Raw genomic sequence first — 12,672 nt, forward strand, 5'->3', positions numbered from 1 at the left:
GGGGCGGGCGCCGCCGCGGCCACGGCGGGTTCGCGCGGTTCGCGCAACGGCGCCGGCTGCAGCGGCTTGACGTTGGTGACGATCGGCGCGTCCGGAATGTTCAGATGAGCCTTGGTCAGCGCGTGCAGCGGCAGCTTGCGCTGGGTGCCGCGCTGGTAGCTAGGCTTGGACGATTCTTCGCCGATCTCGTTCTCGCGCACCCGGGTGACTTCGTAGTGCGGGGTTTCGAGCTGCTCGTCGGCGACGATCACGATCGGCGCGCCGTGGCGCTGTTCGATCTCGGTCAGCGCGCGGCGCTTTTCGTTGAGCAGGTAGTTGGCGATTTCGGTCGGGGCCTGCACCAGCACCTGTCCGGTGTTCTCCTTCATCGCATGCTCTTCGGCGATGCGCAGGATCGACAGCGACATCGACTCGACGCTGCGCATGCGGCCGTGGCCGTCGCAACGCGGGCAGACCAACTGGCTGGACTCGCCGAGCGAGGGACGCAGGCGCTGGCGGCTCAGTTCGAGCAGACCGAAGCGCGAGATGCGGCCGATCTGGACGCGGGCGCGGTCCTGCTTGAGGGCGTTCTGCAGGCGGTTCTCGACGTCGCGCTGGTGGCGGTTGGACGCCATGTCGATGAAGTCGATCACCACCAGGCCGCCGAGGTCGCGCAGGCGCATCTGGCGCGCGACTTCCTCGGCCGCTTCCAGGTTGGTGTTGAACGCGGTTTCCTCGATATCGCCGCCCTTGGTCGCGCGCGCCGAGTTGACGTCGATCGCGGTCAGGGCTTCGGTCTGGTCGATCACCAGGGCGCCGCCGGAGGGCAGGCGGACGGTGCGCTCGTAGGCGTTCTCGATCTGCGACTCGATCTGGAAGCGGTTGAACAGCGGGGTGTCGTCGGCGTACTTCTTCAGCTTGCGCAGGTTGTGCGGCATCACCTGCTCGACGAACTCGCGCGCTTCGGCGTACATCTCGTCGGTATCGACCAGGATCTCGCCGATGTCGGGACGCATGTAGTCGCGCAGGGCGCGGATGATCAGGCGCGATTCCTGGTAGATCAGGAACGGGGCCTGCTTGCTCAGGGCGGCGTCGGTGACGGCCTTCCAGACGCTGACCAGGTAGTCGAGGTCCCACTGCAGCTCTTCGGCATCGCGGCCGACGCCGGCGGTGCGGATGATCACCCCCATGTCGTCGGGGATGGTGAGCTTGTCCATCGCGTCCTTGAGCGCGGCGCGGTCCTCGCCTTCGATCCGGCGCGAGACGCCGCCGGCGGTCGGGGAGTTCGGCATCAGCACCATGTAGCGGCCGGCCAGGGAGATGAAGCTGGTCAGGGCGGCGCCCTTGTTGCCTCGTTCTTCCTTGTCCACCTGGACCACGATTTCCTGGCCCTCGCGCAGCAGTTCGCGCAGGCCGGCCTTGTTGTGGTCGACGCCCGGCTGGAAATAGTCGCGGGAGATTTCCTTCAGCGGCAGGAAGCCGTGGCGGTCGGCGCCGTAGTCGACGAACGCCGCTTCCAGCGAAGGCTCGAGCCGGGTGATGCGGCCCTTGTAGATGTTGGACTTCTTCTGTTCCTTCGACGGCTGTTCGATATCGATGTCGTACAGGGATTGGCCGTCGACGATGGCGACGCGCAGTTCTTCCGCCTGCGTCGCATTGATCAGCATGCGCTTCATTGTTGCGTTCCTCGCGCGCTCTACCGCGCGGAACGCCATGGCGTTTCGCTATCTGGGAACTGAGACTTCGCCGTCGCGATCGTCGGCCGCAGCGAATGCGGGCCGCCCGCGCGCCGGCGAGGTCTCCACTACCAGCGCTACATCACCACGGCACGCCGCGGGAGCGCTTCTTACCTACTCGGTTCTTTCGGGGCCGGCGACGCGAACGTCGCTCGGGGCGGGCGGCGGCGCGTCGAGCCGGCTCTCAACGAGCCTCAGGCTTGGGCGCCGCACGGGTGTTCATCTCGACGGTTTGACCCATCGGGCGCTGGCCGGTTCCGCCGGTCCGTCGCTGCTAACATGGCTACCCCGTGGGCAGTGGTTAGACGCGGACCGGAATCGCGGGAGGGGCTTTCGGCCCCGTACCGAACCGCACGCTTGTCAGGCGACGCGGTCGGGTACAACTCCCAGCGAAATCAAAACCTTATCTCGCGTCGCGAGTGTAACAGATAACGCTTCGGGATGACCCAGACAGCAAACTCCGGTAACACCGGCGCACGGACTGTGCGCGTACCCGAAGATCGTGACGGTCAACGGCTCGACAATTTCCTCCTGGGCCAACTCAAAGGTGCGCCCAGGTCCTTGATCTACAAGCTGGTCCGCTCCGGCCAAGTGCGGGTGAACGGCGGTCGCGCCAAGGCCGAGCGCAAGCTCGAGGCCGGCGATGAGGTGCGGATTCCCCCGGTTCGTCTCAGCGAGACCGGCGACAAGCCGACTCCGCCGAAGGGCTTCATGGACGCGCTCGACGCGGCGATCGTGTTCGAGGACGCGCGCCTGCTCGCCCTGAACAAGCCCTCCGGGGTCGCCAGCCACGGCGGCAGCGGGATCAGCTTCGGCGCCATCGAGACTCTGCGCGCGCTGCGCCCGGGCCAGACCCTGGAGCTCGTGCACCGGCTCGACCGCGACACCTCGGGCCTGCTGATCGTGGCCAAGAAGCGTTCGGCACTGACCGAGATGCAGGCCCTGATGCGCGAGGAGGGCGGGATCGCCAAGCGTTATATGGCGCTGCTGACCGGGCGCATGCCCGAGGGCGTGATGAGCGTGGACGCGGCCCTGCACATCGGCCTGCGCCAGGGCGGCGAACGCCATGTCCAGGTGCATCGCGACGGCAAGCCGTCGCTGAGCCACTTCAAGGTCCTGGAGCGGCGCGGCGGGCAGTCGTATTGCGAGGTGCGGATCGAGACCGGCCGCACCCACCAGATCCGCGTGCATGCCCAGCACATCGGCCATCCGGTCGCCGGCGACGATAAATACGGCGAGGTCGAGGCCAACAAGCGCCTGCGCGAGCAGGCCGGGCTGAAGCGCCTGTTCCTGCATGCCTCGACCCTGGAATTCGCCCTCGACGGCGGCCGCGAGCCTTATCTGCTCAACGCGCCGCTGGCGCCGGAGTTGGTCGAGGTGCTGGACCGGCTGGGCTGAGCCGCAGTCCCCGCTGCAATGCTCGCCTGCGGGCAGCAGACCGGGCATCGGGCTTGGCTATCGGATTTCGGGTCAGGGCGCTCTCGCCCGATCCGGCGGCTGCAAACGAACGACGCCGGCTCGGGCCGGCGTCGTTCGTCTGCCAGGGTCTGCTGTGCGCAGCGGCCTCAGCCGCAATGCTCCGGGGGCCTCAGCCGCAATGCTCCGGGCGCGTCGCCGGCGAGTGGAAGGTCACCGGCACCTGGATGTCGGTCGAGACCGGTTTGCCGTTGCGGGTCGCGGCCTCGAAGCGCCAGCGCTGCACGCCCTTGATCGCGGCCTGGTCCAGCGCCGGGGTGCGGCTGCTTTCGAGCACGTCGACCTTCTTCGGCTTGCCGTCGGGGCCGACGCTGAGCTGCAGCACGACCTTGCCGCCGATCTGGTCGCAGCCGATCTCCTGCGGGTAATCCGGCGGCGGCGTGTCGACCGCGCGCAGCGGCGTGGACGGGATGACCGGCGCGTCCGCGGCGCGTTCGCCGCAGCCGGCGGCGAGCAGGGCGAGCAGGGCGGCGCCGAGGGCCGGGGTCAGACGCGGCGAAAGGCGGAAATTGGTGCGGATTGGGTTCATGGCGGGATCAACCGGTCAGAGCGTCGGCCTTGGCCGCGCAGATGAAGTCGTTCTCGCTCAGGCCACCGACGTCGTGGGTCGAATACCGCACCACACAGCGGTCGTAATGGACGCCGAGATCGGGATGATGGTCTTCGCGATTGGCCATGAAGGCCAGGGCGTTCACGAAAGCCATCGTTCGATAATAGTCGTCGAAACGGAAGGTGCGAGTGAGGGCGTGGCCGTCCTCGGCGAGCTCCCAGCCCGGCACTTCGGGCAGCAGCTCGCGGATGCGGGCTTCGCTGAGCTTGTGTTCGATGCCCCGGCGCACGATGCAATGAGCCTGGGACAGGGGGATGAGATCGTTCATGCTGCGGACTCCTGGGCGGCCCGGCGATGGCGCCGCGGCATGGCTATGCGCGGCGACCGCCTTCCATGAACGGAATCGTATCGCCGACGGTCGTAGGATGCATGCGCGGCTTCACGCCGTGCCGACCCCGTTAGAATAGCCCGATGATCAATATTTCCGAATCCGCGCAAACCCACTTCCGCAAGCTCATCGAGCGCGAGGCCCTGCCGGGGCTCGGCGTGCGGCTGTCGGCGGTGCATCCGGGCACGCCGCGCGCCGACGTGCGCCTGGAGTTCGCCGAGCCGGCCGACCTGGCCGGCGACGAATGGGCGGTGGACTGCGAAGGCTTCACTCTGTGGCTGCGCGCCGACAGCGTGCAGTACCTGGACGGCGCGGAGATCGATTACGAGGTCAAGGCCACCGGCGGCCAGTTGCAGATCCGCGCGCCCAAGATCAAGGGCGAGGCGCCGACCGATGCGGCCTCGCTGGTCGAGCGGGTGCGCTGGGTGGTCGAGCACGAGGTCAATCCGCAGCTCGCCCAGCACCGCGGCCACGTCTCGGTGCAGGAAGTGACCGCCGACGGCGTGGTGGTGCTGCGCTTCGGCGGCGGCTGCCACGGTTGCGGCATGGCCGACGTGACGCTCAAGCAGGGTATCGAAACCACTCTGATGACCAAGGTGCCGGGCGTGACCGCGGTACGCGACGCCACCGATCACGAGACCGGTGACGCGCCGTACATCCCCCGAGACACCGCCGCCTGATTCCGGCGCGGCGCAGCCTATGCCCACCGCCGCCTCCGTCATCGAAGCACTGCAACGCCGGTTGCGGCTTGCGGTGCGCCGCGATTCGCCGCCGCCGGGCGAGTTTCCCGCGGGCTGGCAAAGCTGGCTGGAGTCGATGCGCGAGCGCAGCGGCGCGGTGACCGGCGCGACCTCGGACGCGCTGATCGCGGTGATCGCGCAGCGGCCCCTGGTGCAACCCCCGCCGCGCGCGGCGATGCTCAACCGTTGGCAGGCCTTCGCGACCTTGTGGCGCCAGCAATGGCAGCCGCCGGAGCGCGAAGAGCGCTGGCTGCGCTGGATCGCCGGCGCGTTCTCGCTGGTCTGGCACATCTTCGTCGCCGGCCTGCTGATCTGGCTGATGTATCTGCAGTTCTTCGCCACCCGGCCGCCGCCGGAAGGCGAGAACGTCACCATGATCGAATACATCGGCGAGGGCACGCCGAAGGAACCCGGCGGCGGCTCGCAGCAGCCGAGCGATCAGCCGCAGGCCGAGACTCCGTCGCCGCAGGCCGCGCCGACCCCGCAAGCCGCGGCGCCCTCCGAGCCCACGCCGCCGCAACTGGCGGCCGATGCGCCGCTGCCGACCCCGGAACTGCAGGCGACCTTGCCCGAGGTGCCGCAGCGCGATGTCCCCGAGCCGCAGGCGCCGGCGCCGACCCTCGAGCAGCCGGTGATGGTCAGTAAGGAAGTGCCGGATTCGCCGCAGATCTTCGTCCTGCCGCCGACCCGCCGCCGGCTCGACGACACCCCGCGGGTGCCGCAACTCGAAGCCAAGACCCAGCCGGTGCCGTCGCTCGACGTGCCGGCGCCGGTGCAGCCGATCGCGCGCGAACTGCCGCAACGCGAAATCGCCGCGCCGAGCATCGCGGTGCAGCCGCGCGAAGTGAGCGTGCGCGAGGTGCCGGCGCCGTTGTCGCGGGTGCCGGTGCGCGAGCTGCCGACGCCGCCGATCGCCGCGCCGCAGTTGCGTTCGACCGCGCCGCAAGTGCGCATCGCGGACATCCCCACGCCGTCGCCGTCCGCGGCGGCCGCGTCCTCGCCGAGCGCCGCGCCGTCGACGTTCCCGCCTTCGGCCTCGGCCGCGACTAGCCCCCCGGCCAGCAGCCCCAGCAGTTCCAGCAGCTCCAGCAGCTCCAGCAGCTCCAGCAGTTCCAGCAGCCAGCCCGCCGCATCGAGCGCGGCGCCGGCGGCGAGCCCGGCAGCGCCATCAGCGACCGCCGGCGCCGGCCCGAAGCCGACGCCCGGGCCCGGAACCTGGTCGACGCCGAAGCGCGGCGACGACTGGGGCGAGTCGACCCGCAACCAGCCCGGCGGCCAGCGCGGCGACCGTCCCGGGCTGTACAACAGCGATGGCAGCGTGCGTCTGGCCGATGCGCCGGGCTCGGCGTCGCCGGGCAAGCCGCCGGGCACGATCACCGCCGAGATCAAGGATCTCGACCGCGCCGGCACCTGGTTGCGGCGCAAGCCGACCGACTACGAGCCGACCGCGCTCGACAAGTATTGGCGTCCGAACGAAACCCTGTTGGCCGAATGGGTCCGCCGCAGCGTGCAGACGGTGATGATTCCGATCCCGGGCAGCAAGGGCAAAAGCATCCAGTGTTCGGTCGCCTTGCTGATGCTCGGCGGCAGTTGCGGCATCAACGACCCGAACCTCAACGAGCAGCCGGCGATCGCGCGCCCGCCGCCGGACATCCCGTTCAAACCGCATCTGCAGGAAGACAACGGCAGCGTGCGGCCGCCGCCGGGCGGCTGAGCGCGGCCGACCCGGGCGCCCAGCCCCGCGATCGGGGCACAACGCCGGGCGCGCCATTCCGCAATCTGGAATTGTTCCGGCTGCGGGTCTTGGCGGCGGGGCGCAAGGCCCGCCGCAAACGCGAACGGCCCGCATGCGCGGGCCGTCGCTTTCCGAGCGCTGCGCGGCCGAGGCCGCGAGGCCTCAGTGGATGCCGTGCAGGTCGCGCAACTGGCCTTTCTCGCGCGAACCGAAGTAGGCGGAGAGGTCGGCGATCTGCTGATCGGTCAGATCCTTGGCCTGGCTCGACATCAGCGCATGCTCGCGGTCGCCGTCGCGGTACGTCTGCAGCGAGTGCGCGATGTAGTCGTGGTACTGGCCGGCGAGCTTCGGGTAGGTCGGGTCGATCGGCGCATTGCCTTCGGCGCCGTGGCAGTCCACGCAGGACTGGCCGGTGGCCTTGCCCTTGACGCTGGCGAGCTTTTCGCCCGCGGCGATGTTGCCGGCCGGCAGGCCCGCCGACGAGGACGTGTGGCCGGCGTCGCGGTCGGCGGAGGAATGGCCGGCCGGCGCTTCGCCCTGCGAGCAGGCGGCGAGCGTCAGGACCGAGCACAGGGCGATGGCGAGGCCGCTCTTGAAGAAGCTGGAGTTCGTCATGGGGCGGCTCACTTGGCGCTGGAAAGGAAGGCGGCGATGTCGGCGATGTCCTGGTCAGAGAAGCTCTGGGCCTGGGCCTGCATCGTCGGGTGCTTGCGCGTGCCTTTCTTGTATTCGGTCAGCGCGTTCGTCAGGTACTCCGGGGACTGCCCGACGATCTTGGGAACGTGATAGTTCGGGTAGGCATTCTTGTAGCCGGCGACGCCGTGGCAGCCCTGGCAGGTATAGGTCAGTTGGCGGCCGGTCTCGGCATTGCCCTTGATGGCCGGCGCGGCGGCCGGAGTGGCCGGAGCGGCGGCGGGGGTGGGGGCCGGCGCCTTGGCGGGTTCCTGAGCGTGCGCCGTCATGGCGGCCAGGGTCAGGGCAAAGCAGGCGGCGATCGTCAGCGGTCGCATCATGTCTAGTCCGCAATCTCGAATGGCTAGCGAAAGGTGGTGGCTGGCTGTGCAGGGCCGGAGCCGCGCATAAGTCGGCGAGTATAGCCGGCCATGCGACTGCAACGAAGTCGTCGATGAGCGCATCCATACTCGCGAGGGCGGCGGCGGCCGGCCGCCGGAGGCGCCGCGGCGGCGCGACCGGCATCGCTCGCGCTTACCGTGCCTCAGAATAAGTGCATGGCTCCAGTCACCATTACCTTCGGCGGATGGTGGTTTTCAGGGCCGGTGATATACCTATATACAACACCGGCATACGACCGGTAACCGACGAAAAATCTAGAGCTTGGGGTCGTCTCGAATGCGTCAACTCACCAATATCCGCAACAGCGGTCCGGCAATGGGCGGCACCATGGCGGTCGCCGCCCTGGCCCTGGCCTGTGTGCTCGGCCTGTCGGCCTGCAAGGGCGGCGCCGGCGCTGCGGAAGCGCAGGCCAAGGAAGCCAAGGACAAAGCATCGGAAGCGGTCCCGGTCGAGGTCGCCCAGGCGTCCCGGCGCGCGATCGCGGCCAGCTATACCGGCACCGCGCCGCTGGAAGCGCGGGCCGAATCGCAGGTGGTGGCCAAGACCTCGGGCGTGGCGCTCGCGGTGATGGTGGAGGAAGGCCAGCACGTGCAGGCCGGCCAGGTGCTGGTCCGGCTCGACTCGGCCCGCGCCGAGCTGCAGGCCGCCCAGACCAACGCGACCATGCGCAAGCTCGAGGCCAACTACGCCCGCTCCAAGCAGTTGGCCGAGCAGCGCCTGCTGAGCGCCAACGACAACGACCAACTGCGCTACGACCTGGAAAATGCCCGCGCCGCCAACCGCATGGCGAACCTGGAGCTGTCCTACGCCAAGGTCGAGGCGCCGATCTCGGGCATCGTCGCCTCGCGTTCGATCAAGACCGGCAACTTCGTCCAGATCAACTCGCCGATCATCCGCATCGTCGACACCTCGCGCCTGGAGGCGACGCTCAACGTGCCCGAGCGCGAGCTGGCCACGCTCAAGGCCGGCCTGCCGGTGCAGATGCAGGTCGACGCCATGCCCGGCAAGGTGTTCACCGGCACGGTCGACCGGGTCGCCCCGGTGGTCGATTCCGGCAGCGGCACCTTCCGGGTGATCTGCGCGTTCGAGGGCGGCGGCACGCTGCAGCCCGGCATGTTCGGCCGCCTGCGCATCGACTACGACAACCGCGCCGACGCGCTGGTCGTGCCGCGCGCGGCGCTGCTCGACGACGAGGGCGACCCGGCGGTGTTCGTGGTGCGCGGCAAGAAGGTCGCGCGCGTCCCGGTCAAGCTGGGCTATCTCGACGGCGCCTGGGCCGAGGTCCGCGACGGCCTCAAGCTCGGCGACCAGGTCGTGGTGGCCGGCAAGACCGCGTTGCGCGAGGGGACCGAGGTGCAGCTGATCAACACCGCGCAGCCCAAGGCCGTCGCCAGCGCCGCCGGCGCGGCCACCGACAAGCAGTAAGCGTCCGACGCTTGCGGTCCAGCGCGGCCGGCCCTCGGCCGCGTCTTTCGAATTCTTTTGAACGTGGGGACTGACTGTGGCTCAGCTTCCGGACACGACGTCCTTTAACCTGGTGGAGTTCTCCACCCGTCGCCGCGTCACCGTGGCGATGGTGACGATCACTTTCCTGCTGTTCGGCCTGATCGCGCTGAACAGCCTCAAGGTCAACCTGCTGCCGGACCTGAGTTATCCGACTCTGACCGTGCGCACCGAGTACACCGGCGCGGCGCCGACCGAAATCGAAACCCTGATCTCCGAGCCGCTGGAAGAAGCGGTCGGCGTGGTCAAGGGCCTGCGCAAGCTCAAGTCGGTCTCGCGCACCGGACAGAGCGACGTGGTGCTGGAGTTCGCCTGGGGCACCGACATGGACCAGGCCAGCCTGGAAGTGCGCGACAAGATGGAAGTCGTGCAGTTGCCGCTGGAAGCCAAGAAGCCGGTGCTGCTGCGCTTCAACCCCTCGACCGAGCCGATCCTGCGCATCGCCCTGTCGAACAAGAACGGCGCCAAGGCCGGCGAGAACGAGGCGATCCGTCAGTTGACCGCATTGCGTCGCTATGCCGACGACGACCTCAAGAAGAAGCTGGAGCCGGTCGACGGCGTCGCCGCGGTCAAGGTCGGCGGCGGTCTCGAGGACGAGATCCAGGTCGACATCGACCAGCAGAAGATCTCCCAGCTCAACCTGCCGATCGACACCATCATCCAGCGCCTCAAGCAGGAGAACATCAACATCTCCGGCGGCCGCCTGGAGGAGGGCGCGCAACGCTACCTGGTGCGCACCGTCAACGAATTCGCCAGCGTGCCCGAAATCCGCGAGATGCTGGTGACCACCCAGAAGGCCGGCGGCAACGCCGCGGCCGACGCCGCGGCGGAAATGGCGCGGGTGGCCGCCGCCTCGGGTTCGGCCGACGCCATGGCCGCGGCCGCCTCGGTGCAGAGCGCGAGTTCGGGCGAGCAGAGCACCGCGGCCGGCGGCAAGCCGGTGCGATTGAAGGACATCGCCGAAGTCCGCCAGAGCTTCAAGGAGCGCGAGGCGATCATTCGCCTGGGCGGCACCGAAGCGGTCGAACTGGCGATCTACAAGGAGGGCGACGCCAACACCGTCGCCACCGCCGACGCGATCCAGGCGCGCCTCAAGCAGATCAAGGAGCAGATTCCGCCGGACGTGGAGCTGACCACGATCGACGACCAGTCGCAGTTCATCCGCCACGCTATCGCCGACGTCAAGAAGGACGCGGTGATCGGCGGCTTCCTGGCGGTGCTGATCATCTTCTTGTTCCTGCGCGACGGCTGGAGCACCTTCGTGATCGGCCTGTCGTTGCCGGTGTCGATCATCGCCACCTTCTTCTTCATGGACCGCCTGGGGCTGAGCCTCAACGTGATGTCGCTGGGCGGCCTGGCCCTCGCCACCGGCCTGGTGGTGGACGACTCGATCGTCGTACTGGAGAGCATCGCCAAGGCGCGCGAACGCGGGCTCGGCATTCTCGAAGCGGCCGTGACCGGCACGCGAGAGGTCAGCATGGCGGTGGTCGCCTCGACCTTGACCACCATCGCGGTATTCCTGCCGCTGGTGTTCGTCGAGGGCATCGCCGGCCAACTGTTCCGCGACCAGGCCCTGACCGTGGCGCTGGCGATCGGCATCTCTCTGATCGTGTCGATGACTCTGATCCCGATGCTGAGCGCGTTGCGCGGGCGGCCGGCGCTGGGCTTCCAGGAAGAGGCGCCGCATCCGCGCTGGCAGCCGCGCAACCGCGTGACGAAGGTGCTGGCCTGGCCGTTCCTGGCGATCGGCGCTGCGGTGCGCTGGACCTTCTTCGGCATCGCCTGGGCGGTCGTGCGCGCCTGGCGCATCCTCGGCGCGGGGCTCGGGCCGGTCATGGGCAAGGCCAGCGACCTGGCGATGGCGCCGTACGAGCGCGCCGAACGCGGCTATCTGAAGCTGTTGCCGGCGGCGATGGGTCATCGCGTGCTGGTGCTCGGCCTGGCCGGCGCGGCGTTCGTGGCCACCCTGGCGGCGGTGCCGCTGCTCGGCGCCGATCTGATCCCGCAGTTGGCCCAGGACCGCTTCGACATGACCGTCAAGCTGCCGCCGGGCACGCCGCTGCGCGAGACCGACCGCCTGGTGCGCGAAATCCAGGAGAAACACGCGAAAGACCCCGGCATCCACGCCTGGTTCGGCGTCAGCGGCAGCGGTACGCGGCTCGACGCCAACCCCACCGAGAGCGGCGAGAACATCGGCAAGATCACCGTGGTGATGGCCGACGGCGGCAGCAAGCAGATCGAAGCCGAAGAGACCGAGCGCCTGCGCCGCACCATGCAGGCCCATCCCGGCGCCCAGGTCGATTTCGCCCGGCCGCAGCTGTTCAGTTTCTCCACGCCGTTGGAGATCGAATTGCGCGGGCAGGATCTGGAGACCATCCAGCGCGCGGGCCAGCACATGGCCAAGCTGCTGCGCGGCAGTCCGCATTTCGCCGACGTCAAGTCGACGGTGGAGCAGGGTTTCCCCGAGATCCAGATCCGCTTCGACCAGGACCGTGCCGGCGCTTTCGGCCTGGCCACGCGCGATATCGCCGACGTGGTGGTGAAGAAGGTGCGCGGCGACGTGGCCACCCGCTACAGCTTCCGCGACCGCAAGATCGACGTGCTGGTGCGGGCGCGCGAGTCCGACCGCGCCTCGATCGAGAGCATCCGCCGCCTGATCGTCAACCCCGGCAGCAACCGCCCGGTGACGCTGGAGTCGGTGGCCGACGTCGTCGCCACCAGCGGTCCCAGCGAGATCCATCGCGCCGACCAGGTGCGCGTGGCGATCGTCTCCTCGAACCTGCGCGACATCGACCTCGGCGGCGCCATCGCCGAAGTCCAGAAACTGGTGCGCGAGCAACCGTTGAGCGCTGAGGTGCGCATGCACATCGGCGGCCAGGGCGAGGAGCTGCAGCAGTCGATCAATTCGCTGCTGTTCGCGTTCGGCCTGGCGATCTTCCTGGTCTATCTGGTGATGGCCTCGCAGTTCGAGTCGCTGCTGCACCCGTTCGTGATCCTGTTCACGATCCCCCTGGCACTGGTCGGCGCGGTGCTGGCGCTGCTGCTGACCCGCTCGGCGGTGTCGGTGGTGGTGTTCATCGGCCTGATCCTGCTGGTCGGCCTGGTGGTGAAGAACGCGATCATCCTGATCGACAAGGTCAACCAGTTGCGCGAGCACGGCATGCCCAAGCGCGAAGCCCTGATCGAAGGCGCTCGCTCGCGGCTGCGCCCGATCATCATGACCACGCTGTGCACCTTGTTCGGCTTCCTGCCGCTGGCGATCGCGACCGGAGAGGGCGCCGAGGTGCGCTCGCCGATGGCGATCACGGTGATCGGCGGTCTGCTGGTGTCGACCCTGTTGACCCTGGTGGTGATTCCGGTGGTGTACGACCTGCTCGACCGTCGCGGCGACGAGTACTACCGCAATCGCGTGCGCAAGGCCGAGCGGGACGCCAGGACCGCCGCCGACAAGATCGGCCACGACAACGACCCGCTGGCCGAGGCGCACTGAC

Annotated in this window: 10 protein-coding genes; 5 read left to right on the forward strand and 5 right to left on the reverse strand. The window is 68.8% G+C overall.

Features of this window, described 5'->3' with window-relative positions:
• The coding region (locus ACSAMQ_RS03025; protein WP_435394226.1) for an Rne/Rng family ribonuclease at nt 1-1,655 on the reverse strand (1,655 nt) is incomplete at its 3' end.
• Nucleotides 1,656-2,156: 501 nt separating this feature from the next.
• Here ACSAMQ_RS03025 and ACSAMQ_RS03030 point away from each other — a divergent pair.
• On the forward strand, nt 2,157-3,113 hold the full coding sequence (locus ACSAMQ_RS03030) for an RluA family pseudouridine synthase (protein WP_435394227.1): 957 nt from the start codon (nt 2,157-2,159) through the stop codon (nt 3,111-3,113).
• A gap of 190 nt (nt 3,114-3,303) precedes the next feature.
• Here the strand turns inward: ACSAMQ_RS03030 and ACSAMQ_RS03035 are convergent, their stop codons facing one another.
• Both ACSAMQ_RS03035 and ACSAMQ_RS03040 read right to left on the reverse strand, forming a co-directional pair.
• The gene (locus ACSAMQ_RS03035) at nt 3,304-3,720 is read right to left on the reverse strand and encodes an energy transducer TonB (RefSeq protein WP_435394228.1); all 417 of its coding nucleotides are present in this window, start codon (nt 3,718-3,720) and stop codon (nt 3,304-3,306) included.
• Nucleotides 3,721-3,727: 7 nt separating this feature from the next.
• The gene (locus tag ACSAMQ_RS03040) at nt 3,728-4,069 is read right to left on the reverse strand and encodes a 4a-hydroxytetrahydrobiopterin dehydratase (protein ID WP_057917746.1); all 342 of its coding nucleotides are present in this window, start codon (nt 4,067-4,069) and stop codon (nt 3,728-3,730) included.
• A gap of 143 nt (nt 4,070-4,212) precedes the next feature.
• Here ACSAMQ_RS03040 and ACSAMQ_RS03045 point away from each other — a divergent pair, with 143 nt between their 5' ends.
• Both ACSAMQ_RS03045 and ACSAMQ_RS03050 read left to right on the forward strand, forming a co-directional pair.
• The gene (locus ACSAMQ_RS03045) at nt 4,213-4,809 is read left to right on the forward strand and encodes an NfuA family Fe-S biogenesis protein (RefSeq protein WP_435394229.1); all 597 of its coding nucleotides are present in this window, start codon (nt 4,213-4,215) and stop codon (nt 4,807-4,809) included.
• Nucleotides 4,810-4,828: 19 nt separating this feature from the next.
• Nucleotides 4,829-6,583, forward strand: coding sequence for a hypothetical protein (locus tag ACSAMQ_RS03050; protein WP_435394230.1), 1,755 nt, complete (start codon nt 4,829-4,831; stop codon nt 6,581-6,583).
• A 183-nt stretch (nt 6,584-6,766) separates the two neighbouring features.
• On the opposite strand, the gene ACSAMQ_RS03055 is transcribed toward ACSAMQ_RS03050, so the two are convergent.
• Together ACSAMQ_RS03055 and ACSAMQ_RS03060 are read right to left on the reverse strand one after the other, a co-directional pair.
• Nucleotides 6,767-7,219, reverse strand: coding sequence for a c-type cytochrome (locus ACSAMQ_RS03055; RefSeq protein ID WP_435394231.1), 453 nt, complete (start codon nt 7,217-7,219; stop codon nt 6,767-6,769).
• 8 nt (nt 7,220-7,227) lie between these two features.
• A complete protein-coding gene (locus tag ACSAMQ_RS03060) occupies nt 7,228-7,614 on the reverse strand; it encodes a c-type cytochrome (RefSeq protein WP_435394308.1) in 387 nt (128 codons plus the stop codon).
• Between the two features lie 340 nt (nt 7,615-7,954).
• On the opposite strand from ACSAMQ_RS03060, the gene ACSAMQ_RS03065 reads away from it, so the two are divergent.
• The gene (locus ACSAMQ_RS03065; protein ID WP_435394232.1) at nt 7,955-9,103 is read left to right on the forward strand and encodes an efflux RND transporter periplasmic adaptor subunit; all 1,149 of its coding nucleotides are present in this window, start codon (nt 7,955-7,957) and stop codon (nt 9,101-9,103) included.
• Between the two features lie 76 nt (nt 9,104-9,179).
• On the forward strand, nt 9,180-12,671 hold the full coding sequence (locus ACSAMQ_RS03070) for an efflux RND transporter permease subunit (protein ID WP_435394233.1): 3,492 nt from the start codon (nt 9,180-9,182) through the stop codon (nt 12,669-12,671).
• The last annotated feature ends 1 nt before the right edge of the window (nt 12,672 follow it).

Source organism: Lysobacter sp. 1R34A, from assembly GCF_051217035.1.
Lineage (GTDB): Bacteria > Pseudomonadota > Gammaproteobacteria > Xanthomonadales > Xanthomonadaceae > Lysobacter.

Bases quoted from the DNA above. Each gene is read 5' to 3' on its own strand.
- ACSAMQ_RS03040 (WP_057917746.1), bottom strand. From the start codon at position 4,069: ATGAACGATCTCATCCCCCTGTCCCAGGCTCATTGCATCGTGCGCCGG.
- ACSAMQ_RS03030 (WP_435394227.1), top strand. From the start codon at position 2,157: ATGACCCAGACAGCAAACTCCGGTAACACCGGCGCACGGACTGTGCGC.
- ACSAMQ_RS03035 (WP_435394228.1), bottom strand. From the start codon at position 3,720: ATGAACCCAATCCGCACCAATTTCCGCCTTTCGCCGCGTCTGACCCCG.
- ACSAMQ_RS03050 (WP_435394230.1), top strand. From the start codon at position 4,829: ATGCCCACCGCCGCCTCCGTCATCGAAGCACTGCAACGCCGGTTGCGG.
- ACSAMQ_RS03060 (WP_435394308.1), bottom strand. From the start codon at position 7,614: ATGCGACCGCTGACGATCGCCGCCTGCTTTGCCCTGACCCTGGCCGCC.
- ACSAMQ_RS03055 (WP_435394231.1), bottom strand. From the start codon at position 7,219: ATGACGAACTCCAGCTTCTTCAAGAGCGGCCTCGCCATCGCCCTGTGC.
- ACSAMQ_RS03045 (WP_435394229.1), top strand. From the start codon at position 4,213: ATGATCAATATTTCCGAATCCGCGCAAACCCACTTCCGCAAGCTCATC.
- ACSAMQ_RS03065 (WP_435394232.1), top strand. From the start codon at position 7,955: ATGCGTCAACTCACCAATATCCGCAACAGCGGTCCGGCAATGGGCGGC.